22 protein-coding genes are annotated in these 23,074 nt (G+C 48.7%); 10 read left to right on the plus strand and 12 right to left on the minus strand.

The genetic code is table 11. From position 1 onward, the window contains the following. Window positions 1-113: 113 nt before the first annotated feature. Genes WFI24_RS21205 through WFI24_RS21215 form a run of 3 tightly spaced genes read left to right on the plus strand, consistent with a single transcriptional unit; the run spans window position 114 to window position 3,262 of the window. On the plus strand, window positions 114-1,028 hold the full coding sequence (locus tag WFI24_RS21205; protein ID WP_336763979.1) for a carbohydrate ABC transporter permease: 915 nt from the start codon (window positions 114-116) through the stop codon (window positions 1,026-1,028). Then, window positions 1,012-1,866 (plus strand): carbohydrate ABC transporter permease, encoded by an 855-nt coding sequence (locus WFI24_RS21210; RefSeq protein ID WP_336763981.1) that lies wholly within the window; start codon window positions 1,012-1,014, stop codon window positions 1,864-1,866. Before WFI24_RS21205 ends, WFI24_RS21210 begins: the two co-directional genes overlap by 17 nt. 58 nt (window positions 1,867-1,924) lie before the next feature. Then, entirely contained in the window at window positions 1,925-3,262 is a 1,338-nt protein-coding gene (locus WFI24_RS21215; RefSeq protein WP_336764277.1) for an FAD-dependent oxidoreductase, read from the plus strand. A 429-nt stretch (window positions 3,263-3,691) separates the two neighbouring features. Here the strand turns inward: WFI24_RS21215 and WFI24_RS21220 are convergent, their stop codons facing one another. From WFI24_RS21220 to WFI24_RS21235, 4 genes are all read right to left on the minus strand, one after another. After that, a complete protein-coding gene (locus WFI24_RS21220) occupies window positions 3,692-4,342 on the minus strand; it encodes an amino acid ABC transporter permease (RefSeq protein ID WP_336763983.1) in 651 nt (216 codons plus the stop codon). Window positions 4,343-4,437: 95 nt separating this feature from the next. After that, the gene (locus WFI24_RS21225; RefSeq protein ID WP_336763984.1) at window positions 4,438-5,157 is read right to left on the minus strand and encodes an amino acid ABC transporter permease; all 720 of its coding nucleotides are present in this window, start codon (window positions 5,155-5,157) and stop codon (window positions 4,438-4,440) included. Between the two features lie 100 nt (window positions 5,158-5,257). Next, window positions 5,258-6,088, minus strand: a complete 831-nt coding sequence (locus WFI24_RS21230; RefSeq protein ID WP_336763985.1) for a transporter substrate-binding domain-containing protein — start codon at window positions 6,086-6,088, stop codon at window positions 5,258-5,260. Between the two features lie 39 nt (window positions 6,089-6,127). Next, window positions 6,128-6,856 (minus strand): amino acid ABC transporter ATP-binding protein, encoded by a 729-nt coding sequence (locus WFI24_RS21235; protein ID WP_336763986.1) that lies wholly within the window; start codon window positions 6,854-6,856, stop codon window positions 6,128-6,130. 480 nt (window positions 6,857-7,336) lie between these two features. Between WFI24_RS21235 and WFI24_RS21240 the strand changes: the two genes are divergently transcribed. Beyond that, the gene (locus WFI24_RS21240) at window positions 7,337-8,950 is read left to right on the plus strand and encodes a glycoside hydrolase family 28 protein (RefSeq protein ID WP_336763987.1); all 1,614 of its coding nucleotides are present in this window, start codon (window positions 7,337-7,339) and stop codon (window positions 8,948-8,950) included. A 17-nt stretch (window positions 8,951-8,967) separates the two neighbouring features. Here WFI24_RS21240 and WFI24_RS21245 read toward each other — a convergent pair whose 3' ends face one another. Together WFI24_RS21245 and WFI24_RS21250 are read right to left on the minus strand one after the other, a co-directional pair. Beyond that, the gene (locus WFI24_RS21245) at window positions 8,968-9,402 is read right to left on the minus strand and encodes a DUF6678 family protein (protein ID WP_336763989.1); all 435 of its coding nucleotides are present in this window, start codon (window positions 9,400-9,402) and stop codon (window positions 8,968-8,970) included. A gap of 38 nt (window positions 9,403-9,440) precedes the next feature. Then, the gene (locus tag WFI24_RS21250; RefSeq protein WP_336763990.1) at window positions 9,441-10,292 is read right to left on the minus strand and encodes a helix-turn-helix transcriptional regulator; all 852 of its coding nucleotides are present in this window, start codon (window positions 10,290-10,292) and stop codon (window positions 9,441-9,443) included. 256 nt (window positions 10,293-10,548) lie between these two features. On the opposite strand from WFI24_RS21250, the gene WFI24_RS21255 reads away from it, so the two are divergent. Next, window positions 10,549-11,010 (plus strand): cupin domain-containing protein, encoded by a 462-nt coding sequence (locus tag WFI24_RS21255; RefSeq protein ID WP_336763991.1) that lies wholly within the window; start codon window positions 10,549-10,551, stop codon window positions 11,008-11,010. 79 nt (window positions 11,011-11,089) lie between these two features. Here the strand turns inward: WFI24_RS21255 and WFI24_RS21260 are convergent, their stop codons facing one another. Continuing rightward, window positions 11,090-11,917: an aldo/keto reductase gene (locus tag WFI24_RS21260; protein ID WP_336763993.1), complete on the minus strand. Its 828-nt coding sequence runs from the start codon at window positions 11,915-11,917 to the stop codon at window positions 11,090-11,092. 340 nt (window positions 11,918-12,257) lie between these two features. On the opposite strand from WFI24_RS21260, the gene WFI24_RS21265 reads away from it, so the two are divergent. The 4 genes from WFI24_RS21265 to WFI24_RS21280 all read left to right on the plus strand — a co-directional run bounded on the left by WFI24_RS21265 (window position 12,258) and on the right by WFI24_RS21280 (window position 15,885). Beyond that, the gene (locus WFI24_RS21265) at window positions 12,258-13,514 is read left to right on the plus strand and encodes a DUF445 domain-containing protein (protein ID WP_336763994.1); all 1,257 of its coding nucleotides are present in this window, start codon (window positions 12,258-12,260) and stop codon (window positions 13,512-13,514) included. Between the two features lie 407 nt (window positions 13,515-13,921). After that, a complete protein-coding gene (locus WFI24_RS21270; RefSeq protein WP_145325697.1) occupies window positions 13,922-14,203 on the plus strand; it encodes a hypothetical protein in 282 nt (93 codons plus the stop codon). Window positions 14,204-14,219: 16 nt separating this feature from the next. After that, on the plus strand, window positions 14,220-15,560 hold the full coding sequence (locus WFI24_RS21275; protein WP_336763995.1) for a hypothetical protein: 1,341 nt from the start codon (window positions 14,220-14,222) through the stop codon (window positions 15,558-15,560). A gap of 52 nt (window positions 15,561-15,612) precedes the next feature. Further along, complete coding sequence (locus tag WFI24_RS21280) at window positions 15,613-15,885, plus strand: hypothetical protein (RefSeq protein WP_336763997.1); 273 nt, start codon at window positions 15,613-15,615, stop codon at window positions 15,883-15,885. A 220-nt stretch (window positions 15,886-16,105) separates the two neighbouring features. Here WFI24_RS21280 and WFI24_RS21285 read toward each other — a convergent pair whose 3' ends face one another. The 4 genes from WFI24_RS21285 to WFI24_RS21300 form a co-directional block, all read right to left on the minus strand. Beyond that, window positions 16,106-16,882, minus strand: a complete 777-nt coding sequence (locus WFI24_RS21285) for a YcnI family copper-binding membrane protein (protein ID WP_336763998.1) — start codon at window positions 16,880-16,882, stop codon at window positions 16,106-16,108. A 335-nt stretch (window positions 16,883-17,217) separates the two neighbouring features. Further along, window positions 17,218-18,933, minus strand: coding sequence for a copper resistance CopC/CopD family protein (locus tag WFI24_RS21290; RefSeq protein ID WP_336764000.1), 1,716 nt, complete (start codon window positions 18,931-18,933; stop codon window positions 17,218-17,220). A gap of 195 nt (window positions 18,934-19,128) precedes the next feature. Further along, entirely contained in the window at window positions 19,129-19,785 is a 657-nt protein-coding gene (locus WFI24_RS21295) for a response regulator transcription factor (RefSeq protein WP_336764002.1), read from the minus strand. Between the two features lies 1 nt (window position 19,786). Continuing rightward, window positions 19,787-20,617: a sensor histidine kinase gene (locus WFI24_RS21300; protein ID WP_336764004.1), complete on the minus strand. Its 831-nt coding sequence runs from the start codon at window positions 20,615-20,617 to the stop codon at window positions 19,787-19,789. A 305-nt stretch (window positions 20,618-20,922) separates the two neighbouring features. Here WFI24_RS21300 and WFI24_RS21305 point away from each other — a divergent pair, with 305 nt between their 5' ends. Further along, window positions 20,923-21,090, plus strand: coding sequence for a hypothetical protein (locus WFI24_RS21305; protein WP_017691019.1), 168 nt, complete (start codon window positions 20,923-20,925; stop codon window positions 21,088-21,090). A gap of 133 nt (window positions 21,091-21,223) precedes the next feature. On the opposite strand, the gene WFI24_RS21310 is transcribed toward WFI24_RS21305, so the two are convergent. Continuing rightward, a complete protein-coding gene (locus WFI24_RS21310) occupies window positions 21,224-23,056 on the minus strand; it encodes a bifunctional diguanylate cyclase/phosphohydrolase (protein WP_336764009.1) in 1,833 nt (610 codons plus the stop codon). Between the last annotated feature and the right edge of the window lie 18 nt (window positions 23,057-23,074).

Here is a 23,074-nt window from a genome sequence, read left to right on the forward strand (position 1 = left end):
CACTTGTCCACTCCGATGCCAGATAACCTTTGTAAATGTATAGTTCACCTTATACAGAATCGTCGCAGAGTTCAGCTTCGGAGGAAATTTGATACAAGGGGGAGGGCCTGATTGTGACCCATTCACGCAAGCGTACAGGAAGGGGGCCGCTCGCCAGAGAGGCCCAGATCGCAGGTTGGCTGTTTGTATCGCCGATGGTGCTTGGGTTTACCCTGCTGCTGTTATTTCCCATGGGTCTCGCGTTATACATGAGTCTAACCGATTGGCCGCTGCTGGGGGATCATCATTTTATTGGATTGGATAATTACCGGAATATTATGACAGACGCCATGTTCTGGAAAGTGCTCGCCAATACGGTTTATTTCACAGCGGGGCTGGTGCCGCTTAATATTGTGCTCGCCCTGCTGCTCGCGTTGTTATTGTCCAGAAATCTGCGGGGCATCGGAATTTTCCGAACAGCGATCTTTGTTCCGGTCATGACCTCGTTGATCGTATGGGCCATCGTGTGGAAGCTGATGTATGCGACAGAGTCGGGATTGATTAATCAGCTTCTGTTGATGCTGGGCATTAAGGGCCCGGCCTGGCTTTACAATCAGGATTTGGCAATGCCAGCGGTTATCGTGACAAGTGTGCTGAAAAATGTAGGTCTGAATATGGTTCTGTTCATTGCAGCCATACAGCAGGTACCGCGTTCACTGTACGAAGCAGCAACATTAGACGGGGCGGGCAAAAGGGGAATCTTCTTTCACGTCACGCTGCCCATGATCACGCCAACAGTGTTTTTGACAGTAGTCATGACCGTGATTGGTTCACTCAAAGTATTCGGGCAGATCTATGTGATGACTCAGGGTGGGCCGAGCAACAGCACAAAGGTATTGGTTTATTATATCTGGGAAAAAGCATTCAAATTATTTCAGTTCGGCTATGCTTCTGCTCTCGCATATGTGCTGTTCTTTATCGTGCTAATTCTGACGCTGCTGCAATGGCAGCTCCGAAAGAGGTGGGTATTCAATGAAGGCGATGCCTAGTTCTTCGGGGCGGAAGATAGGAAGTACTCTGGGGACGTATTTGTTGCTGACTCTGATTTCGCTCATTATGATTGTGCCATTTATCTGGATGATATCGACGTCATTCAAGGAGCCTCAGAGTATATTCATCTATCCACCGCAGTGGATACCGGAACCATTCCGATTTCAGAACTACATCGATGTCTTTCGATTGATTCCGTTTCACCGTTTTTATTGGAACAGTATTTACATTTCTGCGTTGGTTGTGATAGGAACAGTATTCTTTGCCTCTCTCGCCGGTTATGCATTCGCCAAAATTCCGTTTAAGGGACGTAGTGTGGTATTTCTCATCCTGCTAAGTGCGATGATGATTCCCCATGAGGTGACAGCGATTCCGATGTTTCTATTCATGCGGCAGCTGGGGTGGATTGATACCCATCTTCCACTGATACTATTGCCGATATTTGGCGCGGGCGGTGTATTTGGCATCTTTGTGATGCGGCAGTTCTTCATTACCGTGCCAACCGAGCTGGAGGAAGCGGCGATGATTGACGGTTGCAACCGATTCCGAATATATGCGCGAATTATGCTGCCCATTGCCAAGCCGGGTATGGCTACGCTGACGATCTTCACGTTTGTGACGATCTGGAATGAGTTTTTTGATCCGTTGATCTTCATTAACTCGCGCGATCTAATGACGCTGCCGCTTGGATTATCCCTGTTCACAGATGAAGTGGGTACAGCCTGGCAATATCTGATGAGTGCCACCGTCATGGCGACCTTGCCACTGCTTATTGTCTTTTTCCTGGCACAACGGCGCTTCATTGAGGGGGTTGCCATGACGGGACTAAAAGAGTAGCCGTGCAATAGGGGCAATAGAACGGAAGGAGGGACAACATTTGCGTGAACGGATGAGTATGAAAAAGGAAGAAGCAGATGTCGTTATTGTGGGAGGGGGCCCTGCGGGTATAGCGGCAGCCATTGCGGCTGGACGGCAGGGGATACGAACAGTGCTGGTGGAGCGATACGGATTCGTTGGCGGGATGTCAACCGCTGCTATGGTCTATCCTTGGATGACTTTCCATACGGAGCGCGGTGAGCAGGTCATTAAAGGCATTGCGCAGGAGATCGTTGAACGATTGCAGGCACGTGGAGGCTCCCCGGGGCATCTGCGCGATACGGTTGGATTTGTGCATACTGTCACGCCGTACCATCCAGCCATCTTTCAGGTGGTTGCAGTAGAGATGTTGCAGGAGGCTGGTGTCCGGCTGTTATTGCACAGCTTTGTGGACGAGGTGGTCGTTGTAGAGGATCGGGTGGAAGCGGTGAGAGTGACCAACAAATCTGGAAGAAAGGAGTTCCAGGCGAATGTATTTGTGGATACAAGCGGGGATGCGGATCTGGCTTATCTTGCGGGTGCTTCTGTGGCAAAGGGACGAGACGGCGACCATCAGTCGCAGCCGATGACCATGAAATTTCGTATGCGTGGTGTGGATCTTGGACGAGTAAAACAATACATGCAGGAGCATCCGGAGGATTTCTATGTGAAAACCCCCTTTGCTGAACTGGACAGCATCCCGTTAACCGGCGTGAGCGGCTTCTACTCCCAGTGGAAAAAAGCGGGTGTGCCAATTAATCGCGATCAGGTATTGTTTTTTACCGGACCGGCAGAGGATGAAGTGCTGATTAATTGTACCCGGGTGCAGGGACTTGATGCGACAGATGCCGAGGATCTGACCTCTGCTGAACAGGAAGGACGGAGACAGGTGCTGATGATCGCTGAGTTTTTACAGCATGATGTCCCAGGGTTCGAACGGGCTTCGATCTCGGCAGTAGCGCCACAGATTGGTATTCGTGAATCGAGACGGATCATTGGACATTACGCTTTGACCCAGGCGGATGTGGTTGCAGGACGAAAATTTGACGATGTGATTGCTAGAAGTGGTTATCCGATTGATATTCATGACCCTTCGGGTCAAGGCGTTGTGGCTGCCTTTATAGAGGGAGACGGGGCATATGATATTCCGTATCGCTGTCTGATCTCTCGCAATATCCGCAATCTGCTGGCGGCAGGACGATGCATCTCTACCACACATGAGGCTCATGCAACGACAAGGCTGACTCCAAGCTGTATGGCTACCGGGGAGGCCGCGGGGACAGCTGCTGCACTAACAGTGAAGATGAAGCTTGATCCGGTGGAACTGCCGATCGCGCTACTACAGGCGGAATTACGTCGCAACGGAGCGGCGATCTAGCGGATGAGCTGATTGTGGGCGAATCATTAGTAGTGGGAGTGGGTGTTTATTTAATTCGCGGTGGCGTAAATTTTAACGAACCTGAGACGTCTAATTTGGGGATATAAGCTGAAATGAAAAATGTAACGAATCTCAGTGAAGCTATTCTGCTCAAAACCCTGAAATAGGGGGGGGAAGCGGGGTGAATCGGAAGAATAGAGCGTCTACGATTCGTTAGATTAGAAACTGTACCAAAAATGGCTAAATAAGCTTTCCTCAGTTCGTTAGAAATTGGTGGGAAGCTCGTGAATTGATGAGCATAATTGTAGCCCCAAAGACTCCAAATCCACTGCATAGGTGGATCTAGAGTCTTTGGGGCGCTCTCATTCTTAACATCCATTTGGTTCTTTCCTTCATGTTCCTTCATGTTTCGTATTCTTTCATGCCTTATTAATTCATCCGTGCCTCAAGTCGCCTTGCGACAATGGACAGCGCGTAGTTGATGACAAAATACAATACGGCTGCGAGGAGCAGGGCCGGGATGATGTAATCGAAACTTTGACCGCCAAGGATCTGCACGTTGTGCATTAGCTCCGGCAGGGAGATGATGATCGCCAGTGAAGTATCCTTCAGCAGTGAGATGAACTGACTGACCATCGGCGGGGACATGCGGCGTAGCGCCTGTGGCATGATGATGCCACCGAGGGTCTGCATGTAGCTCAGGCCGGAGGAACGGGCCGCTTCCACCTGACCGCGCTCAACGGACTTCAGACCGCTACGGACGATCTCGGCGATCATCGCGCCTTCGAACAGACTCAGTCCAACAACCGTGGACCAGAAGGCGGACATTTTGATCCCGAGTTGCGGAAGTACGATGTGGATGAAGAAAATGATGAGCAGCAGTGGCAGATTCCGGATCGTATCCACGATCACTGCCACAATCTGTGACAGAATAGGGATGCGGGTATATCGCACCGTACCCAACACAGTTCCAAGCACGAAGCTGAATACAATGGATAGCCCTGCCACCTGCAGGGTGATCAGGAATCCTTTAAGCAGGAAACGAAGGTTGGGCCACGCATAGGCCCCGCTAAAGTCCATATTTTATTAGCCTCCTTCTGTGTGCAGGAATGGAATATCAAAGATCAAATAGATGGAGCATGGACTGTGTATAGAAAAAATCAAGCACCGCAGCATTACATGGTGACCTGACCTGCCGGTTTGTTCTTCTTCGGCTTGCCCTTGGTGCGTGCCTCTGCATCACTCTGTCCGAACCTGCGCTCCATATAATGCACCAGGAAGCTGAGTGGTAGCGTCAGCACCAGATAGAACAGCGCGACAATGGTGTACACACTTAGCGGCTGGAACGTATCCGAGTTGACCAAGTCGGCAAAATACATGAGATCCATCCCGGCGACGACGGCAAGAATGGAAGAGTTTTTGACCAGATTAATAAACTGGTTGCCAATGGACGGTAACACAATCTTGATAGCCTGGGGCAGAATGATCAGGTTCATGGCCTGTACATAGGACAAGCCTGAAGATCTTGCTGCTTCCAGCTGTCCCCGTGGCACAGTCTGAATGCCTGCTCGGATCGCTTCGGCAATGAAAGCGGCCGTGTAGATGGTTAGGCCCAGTGTACCGGAGACAAATCCATCCAGTGAAATGCCGAGTGCAGGCAGTCCGAGATAGAAAAAAAACACAACCAGCAGCAGAGGGATGTTCCGGATAAATTCCACAAAAGCCGTACCGATCCAGTTCAGTGGTTTCACAGGCGATATCCGAAAGATGGCCAGGATCGCGCCAAGGATAAAGCTGCCGAGCAGAGCTACAATACTCACTTGAATGGTATTCAGGAATCCTTCCAGAAAACGATCCGAGTGTCGCATCAGTACGCTGAAATCGAATGTGCCCATATAGGCGAAGCCTCCGTTCTCCAGATGTAGAAACAGCGATTACGTCTGCTCATCATTGCATCGAGCAGACGAATTCGCCGCTTACCCATCTTAATTCGGGTTACTCGGGCTTGGAGCCCAACCATTTCTCATGTAGTGTGTCATATTCCCCGTTGTCTTTTATGCTTTTGAGCAGTTTGTTGACTTCTTCCACGAAGGCAGTGTCGCCTTTACGAATGGCCATACCATAAGGTTCGCTTGTGAAATTGCCACCAACCAATTGGAAGTTGTTATCCGTCTGTTGCATGCCGATGAGGATGATGTTATCCGTGGTCAGTGCTTCGCCTTTACCGGCTTTGAGAGCGGTGAAAGCGTCCTGATAGTTATCGAATTCAAGCACCTCGGCATCCGGGGCTTTCTCGCGAATGTTCTGAGCGGATGTGGAGCCTTTCACCGCGAGCACTTTCACTCCGCTGAGGCTTTCCAGGCCGGTAATGGCACTGTCGTTTTTCACCAGCAGGGATTGGCCAGCCTCGAAGTAAACATCACTGAAATCCACTTGTTCCTTACGCTCATCCGTAATCGTCATCGTGGCGATGATGATGTCGATGTCTCCGTTTTGCAGCATGGGAATACGCGTCTTGGAAGTGACCTCTTTCAGCTCAACTTTCGTTTCATCTCCAAGGATCTGTTTGGCGAGTGCTTTGGCGATATCAATATCGAACCCCTCAACGTTACCGCTTGCGGGATCCTTCAAGCCGAATAGCTTTGTATCATATTTCACACCGGCAATGAGCTTGCCGCGTTCCTTAATCCGCTCAATTGTGCCTTTCGCCTCAGCATCACCACCACCGCTTGCCGAAGGTGTATCTGTACCTGTACTACAACCTGACAATACCAGCGAGAGAATGAGGACAAGCATAAATGATGGCCATTTCAATAATTTCTTCATGAATAAAGACCCCTTTCAAAATGGAATAGTGGATTATTCTCAATGATGAATCAGACGGCTCAGGAATTGCTGTGCTCGTTCTTCTCTGGGGTTGTCAAAAAATTCGGCGGCAGTGGCCTCTTCTACAATTCGGCCTTCGTCCATGAAGATGACCCGGTCCGCAACTTCGCGGGCGAATCCCATCTCATGAGTAACGACGACCATGGTCATGCCATTATGGGCAAGGGCACGCATAACATCGAGGACTTCCCCGATCATCTCGGGATCAAGAGCAGAGGTAGGTTCGTCAAAAAGCATGATTTTGGGCTCCATGGCGAGTCCTCTGGCGATGGCTACCCGTTGTTGCTGTCCACCGGACAACTGGGAGGGATAACTGTCTGCTTTGTCGGCAATGCCCACTCGGGTCAGATACTTCATTGCCGTTGCGGCTGCCTGTTCTTTGGGTTGTTTGCGCACCTTCATCGGTGCAAGGGTAATGTTATCGATGACTTTTTTGTGAGGATAGAGATTGAAGTGTTGAAATACCATGCCGATGTCACGGCGGAAGAGGTTAATGTCCACCTTTTTCTGATGTAGAGGGATCCCACTGACGACAAGTTCACCTTCGGTAATGGTCTCCAGGCGGTTAATACAGCGGAGTAATGTGCTTTTGCCGGAGCCGGAAGGTCCGATAATGACGACGACCTCTCCTTCTTCAATGTGAAGATGGATATCCTTGAGGACATGAAAATGACCGAAATGCTTCTGGACACCCCTAAATTCAATCAAGAGTACACCCCATCCTTTCTGCAACGTCTGTTTGTAAAAGGGATAATAAGGAATAAATTGAAACTAGTTATTTAATCATACATAGTCATCCTGCTTCTGGCAATTGGTTTGTGATAAAACATGACATAAGTAATGGGTTCCATAGGGCTATAGCCAGTAATTATGTTATATATCTGTTATGTTATTAAAAGTCTTGTGACGAATCCTGACAGAAAAATGAATCTAATCTCCTAGTTGTTTACCAACCTTTGGAATAGTTGTATAGAGTATACTGGAAGTGATGTTTGATTTATGACTCTGATCAACAAAACAAATAGCATCAAGTTCCACGTGTACATGGCAAGAAAGCTCAACCCTGCACATCACGCCGTTGATATGATGGAGCGAGAGAGCATCCGTTTGAACGTAAGTAAGGAAAGTAAAAGCGATGTATGGATCCCATAACAATCCCATTACAGGTAGAGAGGATGATTCTGCACGATGAATATATATCACTCCCCATTATCGACAGGAGCAAGTGCCCAGTCCGATGTTCGAGCTTATGAAGCCGATTTGCCTGTCATTCCTGCTCAGGATTTTCAGCTCACAGACTATGGAGCTGTTGGAGATGGTGTAACGGATAACACAGAAATGTTTCGGCTTGCCATCGCGGCGTGTGCCGAAGCAGGAGGTGGCAGAATTGTGATTCCTGCTGGGGTATGGCTAACAGGTCCAATTGCACTGCGCAGCCGAATCGAGTTACACGTGGAAGCCGGGGCGTTAGTTACGTTCAGTCGAGATTTTGATCAATACCCATTAATTGCGTCGAGCTTCGAGGGCTGGCAGGCTGTTCGTTGCCAATCTCCGATCGATGGTGATCAACTCGAGGATATTGCGATTACCGGTAAGGGGATATGGGATGGTGGCGGTGAAGCTTGGCGACCAGTGAAACGTTCGAAAATGACCACTTCACAGTGGAACCGATTGGTGGCTTCGGGTGGTGTTGTTGAGCAATCCAGTGGAGATGAAGAGATCTGGTGGCCTACCATAGCTGCACTTGAAGGTGGCACCATTGCGAATCGTTTGCACCAGGAGCAGGTACGTGATGTGGCATCCTATGAAGAGGTAAGAGACTTTTTGCGCCCCAACATGGTCAGTTTACGGAGATGCAAACGGGTATTGCTGGACGGTCCAACGTTCCAGAATTCGCCTGCATGGAATCTCCATCCTTGGGCATCCGAGCATATCACCATTCGTAATGTGAGTGTACGGAATCCGTGGTTCTCACAGAATGGAGATGGGCTGGACATTGAATCCTGCCGTCATGTAGTGGTGGAACAAAGTGTATTCGATGTCGGTGATGATGCGATCTGTCTAAAATCAGGCAAAGATGCTGAAGGTCGTGAACTGGGTCTTCCATCGGAGTACATCACCATTCGGGATTGCACCGTGTATCACGGTCATGGCGGGTTTGTCATTGGCAGTGAAATGTCCGGTGGCGTTCGGCATGTGCGAGTATCGGATTGTACGTTTATCGGAACAGACATTGGACTTCGCTTCAAAAGCGCACGTGGGCGCGGCGGGGTAGTTGAGGATATTCAGATTGAGCGCATCTATATGAAAGATATCATTATGGAAGCGATCTCGTTTTCCTTTTTCTATGCGAATCAGGAAGGGTCTGCCCGGGGCAGTGACCTGTCTCAGGAGATTAGCGAAGAAACTCCGGTGTTCCGTGATATTCGTATATCGGATGTGGTCTGTGCCGGTGCCGACACTGCATTGCTCGTGAGTGGATTGCCGGAATTGCCTTTGGATGGCGTGATCATTCAGCGCTACAGCGTACAAGCCCGCAGTGGTGTCCAATGTGCTCATGCGAAACATCTGCATATCGCTGAATTGCAGGCGCAGATCACCGAAGGTCCGCTGATTCATTTGCACCAGTGCAAAGGGGCAGAGTTAGAGAGCATTCAGGGCAAGGGTGCGGATGGCCGACTCCTGATGGTGACAGGACACGAATCTGCAGGCATTGTGTGCCGAGAAGGTGATGCAGACACAGACGGTCGCCAGATCTCTGTTGGTCCTGAGGTACGAAGTGGCGTGATCATTCGCAGGTAAAAGCTATGTAATAAGGTTTATACAAGTTGGTCAAATTCAGCCGCAGTGGCGTAGCCATATATCCAGTAATCGTGGTGCTTCACGATATAAGGAATGCGTAATCTCTGGAGCAAGGCTACCCACTCGGCTTCTATATCCAGTACCTCTGGTTCTACATATCGTCCAATGGGCTTGATCATTCGTGGTTTCACCCGAACCCATTCTACGTTATATAATCCCGGCTGAAGACTCAGCCAGTCCCCGAGATAGGTGACCTCCTCCTCCTCGAATGTTTCTGGATAGGGTCCTTGTTCCAATACGGTTTTAATTTGAAAAGGCGGACAGAAGGGCAACTCATCATAGATGGCATCCAGTAATGCGATCCATTTGGTATTATTCATGCTGGAGACCAAGTGTCTGAGCTGAACTTCTTTCATTACTTTTTGCTTGTGCAGATTGGCATTCATGGGCATGGAGATCGCTTCTTTCTCTACTATGAATATCGGATGATCTACCGGTATTCCTTGCGATAGCGCAAAGGCGTTGTACCGGTGACCTGTTTGAATGTTTTGTTAAAATGAGCCGTATGCTCGAATCCTACCTTTTCTGCGATCATTTGTACACGCTCTTGTGTGGAAAGCAGTCTTCGCTGTGCCTCTCGGACCCGGACAACACGCAAGTATTCGCTGAACCGAAATCCGGTAAATCGGCTGAACATCCGGCTCAGATAGGATGGGCTGATATAAAAGCGATTAGCTGCACCCTCCAGAGTGAGTGGTTCCGTATAGTTACTATTCACATAAGTGACAATTTCACTGATTTTGTCCTGCATCGGATGCAAAGGACCAGGGCATGACTGCCGGATGGCCTCCTCTACCCGATGAATACGGATCAAGAGTTGGGCAAGCAGACTTCGTACCGCAATCTCATAATGAGGGCGGCGTTCTTTGCATTCTTGTAGCATCTGCCACAATATGCGCTCCATCTCGGGCTGTTCCGCCTCGGGCAGACGAAGCAGTCTGGAACAATCGAATGGCAGCAGACCACATATGCCGAGCTCCATCCCCGTTGCAAAAGCAGGCGAAAAACCCATTAGAATTCGTTCAAAGCCGGGAATGCTTCCTTTGGAGGTCGTATGTACATCATGAGGATTGATCAGAATGAAATCACCCTTGCGAGCGGACAGAATCTGACCATTCATGGAATAGACTCGTTCTCCTTCGAGCAGGTAATACAATTCGTAGAATGGATGAGCGTGAGGCTGTGACATACCGTTTCCGTCATGTCTGCGCATATGTTCAATGGTAAATGCATGTTCACCGATTCGATATTTGGGTCCAATCCGATCCTCTATGAGACTCATGGTACAGCTCCTCTCTGCTTCAAGGATTAACAGCGATATCCATATCATAACGGAAAATCCATCTTTTTGTAAACGCTGTCATTAGACGGTTCATATTTCTTTAATCTTATGGAGGAATATCGGGAGAACGAATCTGCATGGCTCATGTGTGCTGTCAAGGTGACAAAACCTGAATGATGTTTTAGAGTAGGGAGAGTGAGGCGAAACTCTGGATAAGGAGTGTCTCCAATATGATTTGGAAGGAAGGAAACTGGTTATGACGACACATGAATTATCGCCATTGGTTGCTGCGCTTAATATGCAGCCTCACGTTGAAGGCGGTTGGTATAAGGAAGAATGGAAGGCATCGTATCAGATTCCACAATCCGTTCTGCCGGATGCGTACTCCGGCCCAAGATTCTCGGCTAGTTCCACGTATTTCCTGCTGCATGCACATGAAATCTCCGAGTGGCATACGGTTCTATCGGATGAACTTTGGCTGTGGCACAGCGGCAGTCCCATCGAACTGAAGCTGGGTGGCAACGGGGAGAACCCGGAGAATGAGGAAGTTCTCATCTTGGGTATGGATATTGCTGCGGGACAATCGCCACAGGTGCTCGTTCCTGCCGGCGTATGGCAGACTGCACGCCCGCTGGGTGATGAGCCTGTGCTGGTAACATGCGTGGTAGCGCCAGGTTTCCACTTTGATGATTTCAAACTGGTATCCAAAAGCGAATAGAACTTCATATCAAAACTCCCGATCCGAGATGCTCAGGGCATCCGTATCGGGAGTTTTTTGAATGATTTGAATGATGTAGTTAAAAGTTAAAGTTGTCAGGATCAGAACCAAAGCGTTTGTTTTCGTTCAGGCCGTTAATCTGCTCTATTTCTTCAGCAGTCAATTCGAAATCGTATAGATCGGCATTCGCGCGAATACGCTCAGGTGTAACGGATTTCGGTATGGTTACGATGCCGTTCTGCAGATCCCAGCGCAGGATCACTTGTGCGGGGGATTTGCTGTATTTGGCTGCGATATCTTGGAGCAACGGATGATCCATCAGATGACCTTGTCCGAGCGGGGACCAGGCTTCGATCTGAATCTGATGTTTGTTGCAGTACTCACGAAGCTCTGACTGAATCAGGAGTGGGTGAAGCTCCACCTGATTGACTGCAGGTTTGATGGTGGCATCAATCATCAGATCTTCCAGGTGGTGAATCTGGAAATTGCTCACACCGATCGCACGGATGCGTCCTTCGTTGTGGAGTTTTTCCAGCGCTCGCCATGTATCTTTGTACTTGCCCTTAACTGGCCAATGGATGAGATAGAGATCCAGATACTCCAATTCGAGTCGTTCCATGCTGGCTTCGAAGGCAGCTAGCGTGGATTCATATCCCTGATCGCTATTCCATACTTTAGTGGTAATGAACAGATCCTCACGAGCTACTCCAGATTCACGAATACCCTGAGCGACACCTGTTTCGTTGTTATACGCTTTGGCTGTATCAATGCTGCGATAACCAGCTTGAATGGCCGTTTTGACAGCTTGAACGACTTCGTCTCCGTCTTTAACTTTGAATACCCCAAAACCCAGCCATGGCATTTTGACTCCGTTATAGAGCGTGGTTGTGTCCTGCACGTGTTTCATGATCCGAAATTCCTCCTCTTATTGATCCATCATTGTTCCACTATGTAATTACCCTGCTGTTCGGCGGCCAATCGATATAGAAGGGGCCGTCTTGATTGATTATACCAAAAAGTTTCTAGTGTTGAAAAAGGAAGCGATCCATTTTTACGAACTAAACACGCCAAATGTCCTTTTTTTTGCCAAGCAGAGGTTTGGTTTTGACGCTTGTGGGTGATAAGATGAAGTATACGAAATATGGAAGTTAAGACTTCGCTAGTTGAGAGTTTACATAAGAACAGACGAAGTGCGGAATCGGACTATTCCGGGCCGTGCGATTTAATCATAAAGGAGCAAGATTACAATGGCTAAACCTAAACAAACCAAAAAAGCTGCAGCCTGGTCTCTCGTGGTAATGGGTGCGGGATTTGCTGCATCATTACCGTTCCAGGGCGTTCCTGTAGGGAAGTTGCTGGTAGGATCGTTTGAAGCGGGACTTGTGGGTGGACTTGCGGACTGGTTCGCAGTTACGGCACTATTCCGTCACCCGCTCGGCATTCCCATTCCACACACGGCATTGCTGCCGAAAAATCGCGATAAAATGACGGAAGGTCTGGTCTCCGCAGTAGAGAATAATTTGCTCAACAAAGAAAGCATCACCGAGAAGATCGCAGATTTTAAAGCAGCAGAGACGGTGCTCGATACGTTGACACGTGAGCTTCACAGTGACGGGATCAAGACCATGATTGATACGCTCTGCAAACGAATTCTGGCTGGTCTGCCGTTAGAGCAGATTGCTCCGCTCGTAGCGGGTGAGATCAAGTCTCAGGCTGGTGCCTTCGATCTGGGCCCGATTCTGGAACGGGCTGCTCACCAGATGACAGAGCGAGGTTATGATGCGAAAGCGCTGGACTACGGATTGAAGCAAGCCGAGGAGTGGCTGGTTAAGCCCGAGACGATTATGTTTTTGGGTGAAAGCGGCATGAAAGCCATCAGCGGCATACAGATGAACGGATTAATGCAATTTGCGATGAATGCGTTCCTGGGTTATATGAACGAGGAGCGTCTGGGTGGTATTTTGCAAGGATATCTCTTCGACCGGGTAGAGGATATGAAACGTGAAGGCAGTGCTCTGAGGTACAAGGTGCTTGATATGGTACGTACCCAGACGGTGCGCATCGCCATGAGCGAAGGTGTGCAAGAGGGCATGAATAGCTGGAAGAACAACATGCTTGAGGGCTGGAACGCGGAGGAGACTGTGCTGAACAAGCTCACTGAAATGAGAGATAAGGCGCTCGCCGCGATGGAAGACGGACAATATGTAGATACGTATGCACTGCCAGCCATTGAACGGGTATTATCTGACTTACGTGCAGATCATGAATTGATGACAAGCATGAACGCCAAGATTGTGGAGGGTGTCACTACACTACTGGAGAAAAACCATTCCAAAATTGGTAAACTGGTACGTGAAAATGTGGACAAAATGGACAATGCTACTTTGGTTTCGATGATTGAAGATAAGGTTGGACAGGATCTGCAATGGATTCGGATCAACGGAGCCGTTACCGGATTTGTTATCGGGATTGCGCTGACTGCGCTGCAGATGGCATTGGCATAACAGTTCAACATGGTAAAAAGGAGGGCCGCTCTTTCGAAGAGCAGGCTCTTTTTGTCGTGGAAGGGAAATTCCATAGTACTTTTATACAATTATGATGCAAAATTCAGGATAGCGGGTAATGTACACCAAAGTGTCCTATTTGAATCATATAGGAAGAAAGTTACATGAAAACGATCCTGTCAGCCGATGTGGGTCATGTTGATTTTGTACTATGATGCAGGTAACAGATGAATAGGGTGTGTATCACATAGGGAGAATGTCCCTGTTCTAGCATGAGAAAGGCATAAGCCTCGTTGAGGTTACATGCGCTTGGACCAAGAGGGGGGAGCGTTATTAAACGTACATGGACAAAGGGTTTATTCACACTGATGATGGTGTTTACTATATTTCTGGGGGGGTGTCAGAACATGAATGCAAGTGAGAAGGAAGCTCTATACCAAGAGGCTGAAGCAACCGTAATCCAGCACTTCAAACAGAAGTTCGAACTGGATGTTGTGATTACAAGCAAAGAGTTGTTGCCGGAAATGGCAGTTTCCCAGATTGGACTGAAAGGTCATGTGAAAGATCATGAAGACCAGAGCTTTGGCATTTCGTACGACTACAAAAAGAAGGTCACCAAGAACCTGGTTATCAGTCCTGAAATTGAGGAAGCAATGATGGCCAAGGGACATGATCCATACGCCAAATAAATGGGAGGTGTAGTTATTGAGTAACGGGTCCAATATTGATGATGAAACGTATAAAACAATGTCTGATCTAGCCTATCAGGATCAAAAGGCTGGAGATCGATTAACGGAACTTCCCGGATGGGAGGTCCTTGAGGGGACGGAAAGCAACAATTTTTCCGGTTTTGATGCCGTAACATTTTATAATCCCGAGACCAAGGAAGCTGTCATTGCTTATCGTGGTACAGAAGGAAGTGCGTCCTTGGATCGCTCTGTACCTGACTTTGTCATGGATGGCCGCATCGGGGGCGGAGAGTTGATTCGTAAGGGCCAGCAGGAGGCCGGGAATTTTGTCAATAATCTTACGCCGGATTGGCTCGACAAAGGGGTCGAAGGCGTCAAGGACTTCACCGGCATATCCAAAGTGGAGGATTGGGCTGGTGACAGAGTAAGAGACGTGGAGAACTGGACGGGTGATCGCGTAAAAGATATTGAAAAAACCGTCTCCCCTACAGGCTGGGCCAACCAAATGTACCAATCCGAGGACTATGCAAATCACATGCAGAACAAGCATAAGGATCTGAATTTCTCGATGACCGGGCATTCCTTGGGCGGTGGAAATGCACAATATGCATCCGCTTATACCGGAATTCCAGCCGTGACGTTTAGTGCACCATCTGTAATGGGTAATCTGACGCCAGAAGTGCGGCGCCAGGCTGAAGCGGGTGCATTTGACGGGCAGGTTGTGAACTATGCAAATCCCAGTGATCTGGTAGCTAGCGGAACGCTCGGAGGATATGATCGGCATGTGGGATCGACCTATTACATCAACTCCGATTATGACTCGGCGAATGATGGCGTGAGTATTATCGATAAAGCCAAGAACTCGTTTGGCGGGGAAAACTACCACAGTCTGGATCAATATGATTTCAAAAATGGTTACATATCCAATGACCTGTACGATCCGATTACTGGAGAGAGAATCCGCTATTCACCGCGCCTTATGGATCACATGGGACCGTTCAGCAAGAACTTCGGTCCATTACGTTCCAAGTCTGGTGGCGGTGGAGGTATGGCTTCGGCTGCTGCTGCTTCAGGTCTGATTCAGGTAACGCCGGAAGAACTGAAAAGTGTCGCTTCCCGGTGGAAGCAAAATGCACAGCAATGCAATGCCGAGCTGAATCAGGTGCGAAGCCGTATGGCCCAATACCTGCATACGAGCCGCAGTCGCAGGCTGGAGCCAATTGTCACCCAACTGGATGCGTCCATTCATGAGCTTGGCACATGGCATATGAAACACACCAGCCAGTTCCTGAACTTTATTGATGAGAAGGCGGATGCCTTCCGGCAGGCGGACGAGAGTCCGGTTCATTTTAATTAGGATTTCTGGGTGGCTAGCGTTGGTATCACGTACATAGGGGAGGGGAACACGAGTGGGTGGACAATTGCTGGTGGAATTGAATGATCTTCGGATTGCGGAAAAAGAACTGACACAGCTGCTTGCCCGTCTGCAAGCCGATGAGCAGGAAGCAAGAGTGCTATACAGTCGCTTGAACGATTGGAAAGGCCAGTCCGCAGATCATACAAGACAGCAGATTGAAGAGTTTTTTGCGGGCCTGTCCAGACGTATTCAATCCATTGAACAACAGAAGAAGAGCTTGCTGCAATACATTGAGTTTATGATCCAGACGGATCAGGAACGCTAACGAGCGTCAATGCTGTAGCCATATTGCGGATGGTAAGCAGCGTTAAAGAAGAGTGTGAACGTGGATCGTGCATGCTCAGGGAATGAAATGAACATGGGTAGCCAAATAAAGAAAGCAGATAGCTAAAAGAAGCCTATGGCACATCGGGGTTGATCCCGATGCCATAGGCTTTTTTCTAATCTCAATGTGTATCGAGTTAACGTAAATTGCAAGTTGGTTCTTAACGTTTCTTGCGACGTGTCGCCAAAGCGATTCCCAAGAAGGACAGAATCAGAGCCAGGATGGATACAATCAATGTTGCTTGTTGAAGCTTCAGTGTACCTGGATCTGAATCCGTGTTGTTCGGCTCTCCTGTAACGGTGTCATTAAGTGCATCGCCCAGTGTAGTATCATCGTTTGCATTGCTATCGTCAGTAGCCGCGTTATCACCAGCGGCTGCTTCTGTACCTGCACTATCATGCCCTTCATTGGCATGGCCTCCACCTGCCGGAGCATTATCAGCAGTAGCCGGATCTTCACTAATCGTCGTGATACTGTGCGGGTTAGCGTCACTAGGCTGGCCTGTCCATTCTACAATGCTGCCATCGCTGTAATATTGGAAGGCATCCCAAGCAACTTCAGCTTCAGCCTTAGGGTTCTGCGCAACGAAGTTGAACTGCTGGAATTGTCCTGCCAGAATGCCTTCGTTATCGTCGTCAATCTCCCAAGTAATGGATGTTACTTCATTGGAATCATTCTTCTCTGTGGTGATTTTCCATCCTGCCAGTGGTTGATATTGCTTGAAAGCAACACCTTCCGGAACTTTCATCGTGATCTTGGTTGTAGGCAATTCTTTCTCGGAAGGAATCTTAATCGTATACGTCTGCCATGCGCTTGTCTGTGCAACGGATGGGCTAACCGTAACGTGAGCGCTGGCGAATCCAGCGAATAGCATGAATGCTGCGGTACCTGTTGCAATAGTGGATGTTAGTTTGGAAATCCATGATGTTTTCTTCAAAATAAATAACCCCTCTCAGTTCTTATCATATATGATTCGGCCCATATTCTTAAAAAAGTGTCTACGTTCTGCAAAGGCAACGTTTCGATTACGAATGGTTCTTTCGACCATAAATTGAACTAAAGATGGTTTACACATGCACTCCGATGACAGAATAACCTTCCAATCGCTGTTATCCCCAGATTTTTCGATTCCCTTTTCTCAAAGGGGAAAATCCGGGAATAAAGGCGAGTGCTTCGCTTCTCCAGAATCAATTTCGTCCCCTTCGCTACATTTGCAGTTTGTAGCAACACTGATTTTAGATTGGGTCACTTTTCAATATAAACGTTGTGTAACTATGGCTTGGCGGTGTCGATCTCGAATTCAGCATCCAGTGCATCCAACGTTTTGGTCAGAAGATGTACCTTGATATTCCAACGTCCAGGCATGGAGATGTAATCTTCAGCTTTGTACACACCCGTGTCATTTTTCGGAATGGTAATCTCATAGATCCCCATATCCATGTCCAGATGTGTAAGTGACAGCGTGATCTGTTCCAGATCAGTAACCTTACTGCCATCTGCACGTTTGACGTCCACTTCGAATTGGTTCTCTCCCGTCACATTGGGACTCACCTGAAGTGTGATCGCCGAGCCATCTTCCGTAGTCTTCGTCTCCTGATACGGTCCGACCGCTGTTGGTTGTCCCGGTGACAGATGTGTCAACACGGCAGCCAGAGCGAGAATCACAGCACCGGTAGCAAGTTCGGCTTTGAGGCTGCCGGATAATCTGCTTCCCGTTGCTGCTCTTGCCAGTCGGGCATGACGCCAGGCGAAGACAAGCATCACAACAAGCAGGACGATCTTGCCGATTAATACAAGGCCATAGGCAGTAGTGAACAAGGAGGTCAGCACGGGTGCAGGCAGAATAATCAGACTGCTGTATATCCCTGTAGCAACCAGAGCGGCTACGGCGCCAATCCCCCAGGCGGTAAACCTGCGAATGGCAACCCAGTAGACTTCTCCTCGCACCTTCGATGGCAACTTATCCGCCAGTGGAGGCAGACATATCGCCATGGCGGTTAGTGCGCCAATCCAGAAAGCAGCACCAATCAGATGTATGAAGTCCATGGCGATCGCCAGCGCTCGTTGATCGGCAGCAGCCGGGTGTCCTGTCATGGCATGCGTGAACAACCAGCCGAGCACGAGCACAAGTGAACCATAGGATGACCAGATACGAACACGGATGGATCGATCCCGATCATAACCGGAGAGAATGGTAACTGCCAGCAGCATGACAATCAACATCTGTACCATCCAGATCTGACCAAAGGATGTCAGCTTCAGTGCACTTCCGATTAGTGCCCAGCTCAGTTCGCCCAGCGCCACACCCGATTCATACAATGTGTTCAGTGGCAAGCTGACCAGAGCAGCCAAAGAAGCAGCAGCATAGCTGATCCATAACAGCTTGTAGCTACCTGGAACTTCCATAGGTTCTCTAGCCATGGAAGTTGGGGCGATCCGCAGCAGCAGGAATGCGAGTGTACCCAGAATGATAGACAGCCCGAGATACTGAATCCAGTCTGTCAAGGATACAATCCATTTCAGCGGCCCACCTGTTGAACCGGAACCCGATGTAAGATCACTCAGCCCGGCAGGCGATCCGGAAGGTTCACCAATGTGGAATACATACGCTCCCTGAATCGGATGCCCATCGGCAGATACTGCTTTCCAATTGACGGCATATGTTCCGTTTCCGAGTCCTACCTGCAGACCAGTCTCCAGGATATGAGGACGATTCGCATCGATCTGCACGTTTCCGTCGTCTGCCTGATTGCCGTCAGGCCCGGTAATTTTGATATCATAAAAGGCCGTCTGCAAGGATTCGTTGAACTCCAGCGTCAACCGCTCCGGAGCGGTTACGAGTATCTCGTTCTCTCCAGGCGAAGCCTTAACAATATAAGCATGGGCAGATGCCCACTGTGGCATAACAAGGCAGCACACGAGCATCAGGCAGGTGACGAATGCCCAGTGCCGTTTGCCCCATTGCAGGGTAAAGCTTGTAAAAATCAAAAAATCATCACCCTCAGGTTATAGATTTGTAGTCAATCATGGCCTTTTGAACATAATCTAACCCATTATAACTTTGTCCAAAATGAGTGCGTATGACTACATTGGGCTATAAAAAAACGAATTGGCCTGCATAATTGTGACAAAAACATGAATGCTATGCTACTTCGCACCGATTCACCTGCTTCACCTGCTTAGTTATTTGCGAAGCTTGCGGCCTGCAAGCCCGCTCTCCAGTGCGTAGCGGGTAAGTTGCACCCGATTTTCAAGCTGCAGCTTCTGCAAAATGTTCTTCAGATGATTCTTCACCGTCTGGTCTGAAATGCCGAGTTGATCAGCAATCTCCCGATTGGTATATCCTGCGGACACCCATTGCAGAATCTCAAGCTCCCGTGCCGTTAGCGGATTATCCTGCAAATCTTCGCTGCGTGGTGCGGGGAACTCTTGCAAAATCCGGTAAGCCAGTTCTTTGCTGAGCGGTGCATCGTCACTGACGATAGCGCGCAGGTATTCAAGCCAGGTGGAAGGCGTTAGATTTTTAAGCAAATATCCTTGAGCACCTTGTTTCAGTGCTTCGAACAGGAAGGTCACATCATCCGATACCGTGACCATTACGATAATAACATATGGAAAGCGCAGCTTGATCTGACGAGTGGCTTCCAGCCCATCCATGTCCGGCATCTGCACGTCCATCAGGATCAGGTCAGGCATCCATTGTCCGGTCATCTCCAGCGCTTCCTGTCCATTCGAAGCTGTACCAATCACTTCAAACAGGCTGTCCTCCGATAAAATGCTACAGATCGCTTCACGCGCATGCGCATGATCATCAACAACTAATACACGTACATGTTCCATGTTAAGCATACTCCTTTCCAATTGTCATTCGCGTATGGCCGGGTCTTGAATCGAGGGTAAATGACCAACCCATCTCGGCAGCACGTTCCTTCGTAATTCGCAGTCCGTACCGATCCTTCAGATGAAGAGGATCTCCATCTAGTCCATTCCCATTATCCTGAATATAAATGAACCAGGCAATCGGATTACCCTCCGCGTGAATCTGAACGTGGGTAGCCTGCGCATGTTTGCGTACATTCAGCAGACCTTCCCGGATACAGGCCAGCAGTTCCACTTGCTCCTTGGCAGAGAACGTTACACCGCTTAGATCCCAATGAACCTGTGCTCCAGGTACGGTTTCCTTGACGAGCACTTCGACCTGCGCATGCAGCGAGATGTTCTCATGTACCTCAGCAGAGGCAGGAACATAACGCAACTGGGCAATGGCTTGTCTCACATATGTATTGACTTCATGCACGGTTTTCTGAATCTCCTGGATCTCGTGCTCATGTCCGCTTCCGGCCAAGCTACGGCCTGCTTTATCCGTTTTTACCGACAGCAGGAAAAGGGATTGGGATATGCCATCATGAAGTTCCCGGGCCAATTGGTCACGGGCTTCCAGTGCGGCCTTGGCAGCCCGCTCCTGCTCCAGAGCTGCCCTTGCGCCTTCAAGCATGCGGAACAATCGGCTAAGCAGTGTCACGCTGACGAGGTACACAATGACAGGTGTTAACCAGTTCCCGGCATCCATCGAAAGATAAGGCATCAGGAACTGATGGCGAATATATTCCCAGATGCCTACTGTGAAAGTCGGGATCAGCAGGATCATCCATTTGATTTGTTTATAGGACATGAATGCAGTACTCCTTTGATCTAGGATTAGCTTAATGACGCACTTTAATGATGTGGGGATGGGACCATTATAACGCAAGGTTGTCCAAGACCCTAGTCTGGTCCTCTGGAGGAACTTGGGGAGGATCAGGGAGTATTTAGAAGGATATCTAAGAACGATATGGGGTGAAATGTTGTCACGCTAGGTGAGGGTTGGTGTGCACAGCTGAGGAAGGCTGAGTCCATTTTCCCTATTGGGTGAGGTCCTCTATACTTAATAAAGAACGTGAATTCATTACAAAACATGTTAAGGAGTGACGCAACAACATGAGTCAAGAAGTATTGGAACGTCGCAGTGAATTGCTCAAAAAGAACATTCATCAGATGCTTGTTCAAGACAATCAGCACGGTATCAGTCGCCAAGACAACATGTTTTTGCAGCAGATGATTAAAGAGCTGCATCAGACCTCACATGAGCTGAATACCAAATCTTAATGTAGAATCTGCACGAGAATGAAGTTGTCTGGTGTACGATTCATTCCATGAAAATGAAAATGGCGCTATCTCCGATCAGACCGGGGATAGCGCTTTTGACTTTTCCAGGAGATGTAGAAGAAGCTCCGTCATTTTACAGCAACTGTTGATGAGCGGTTCTTTTCTCAATGTATCGAATGAATAACTCAGCCAGCTCCGGGTCGAACTGTGAGCCCGAACATGCGCGTAGCTCTCGAATGGCTTCCTCCACGTTCTTGGTCTCCTGATACGGCCGCTCTGTCGTCATGGCATCAAAGGAGTCAATCACGGTCAGCATCCGGCAGAGCCGGGGAATCTCGTTCCCCTTCAGGCCGTAAGGATACCCTTTGCCATCATAGCGCTCGTGGTGCAATTCAATATACGGAATCAGATCAGCAAAGCGATCGTTCGTAATCACCATTTTTTTTCCCCAGGTGACATGTCCTTTAATCGTTTCCCATTCTTCTGCGGTTAGCTTTTCCTTCTTGTTGAGGATGGACCAGGGAATCTCCAGTTTGCCGATATCATGAATCAGTGCCCCCAGCACGAAACGTCGTTTCTCCGCATTGTCCAGCTTAAGCAATTCACTGATATCCAGTGCATATTTGTAGACCCGTTTGGAATGTTTGAACGTATCCATATCCTTGTATCTAAACAGATTGAGCTGCTGCTCGATGTCACGTACATCCTGTACCAGGTCAATCTCATGCTCCATGCCATCATTGCTGCCGTGGCGGTGCACGTTGTTTTTGCCCTGCTTCTTCGCATAATACAGTGCTTTATCCGCCTGATCCACAAGTTGGGATTTGTTATACATATCCACCTGATAAGGGGCGACGCCAGCAGAGAAGGAGAGACATCCGTGTGGAAACACTTCAACGCCTTCAAACGGCGTGTCGTTCAGTTGTTTGCGCAGTTTATTCATGAACTTGTAGGATTCGTCCAGCTCCATGCCTGGCATGAGCAACGTGAACTCTTCCCCTCCATAACGAAAGGCTGTGATCGGTGTACCTTCCGTTTTTCGCACCAGAAAATCCCCAAGCAGGGCCAGCAGACTGTCACCTTGAAGGTGACCAAATCGGTCGTTATACTTTTTGAAATCATCAATGTCAATAAGTCCCAGACAGAGCGGGGTTCCCTGTGTGCGTGCGTTAGCCAGTTCGCTTTCCAACATGCTTTCAAAATAACTATGGTTGAACAGACCTGTACGTTGATCCGTGTTGGCCTTCTCCTCAATCGTCTGATACATCACAAACAACTGCCTGAATGCATGAGAGAGCAGAATGCTGAGACTCAGATATAAGAGCAGACCGAGTACGCCGTTATGCACAACGAGAATCGTCAGGACAAGCGCCAGGATCAGCGTACATAGATAAACTAACAGGGATTCAGTGACGAATGCCCGCTTCATCTGCTGTAATGCATCCTTCGTGGAGAAATGAAAGAACAAGCCGAGTGTGATCGTGTTAATAATGAAGTAGGCTGCGAGCGCAGCGAAATACGGAAACAGGTTATATCCGTCCAATGTTCCCGATTGCCCGCCAGTCCACTCAAACACGGCAGCTGCTCCTGTAATCATAAGACTATAGATGCTGAAGTTGACGATGTGTTTCCACCAGGTGAGTTTGCGCTCTTTGATTAGCAGGATGATGGAGACAGGGAGCAGCACAGACAGACTGAAAGCTCCGCCAAACATGAATATACAGGCAAGGTATACCGATGAGTCCATAGATTGTTGATTGCCTTTGGGTGGAATCTGAAATGTAAAATAATCCAGAATCAACGCTGCCCCCAGCATGGTGTAGACCATAACCCAATCTGAGGTGGACAGATGAAGATAAGACCATTTGTTCATGTACAGAAAAACACCGATACCCGTGCAACTAAGCAAAATAACATACAGACTGCTTCGATCTGCCTTATGGATAAGGTTACGAATAAAGTTCATAAAAAATCTCCTGCTTGG

It is taken from the genome of Paenibacillus sp. USHLN196 (assembly GCF_037144955.1).
Lineage (GTDB): Bacteria > Bacillota > Bacilli > Paenibacillales > Paenibacillaceae > Paenibacillus > Paenibacillus xylanexedens_C.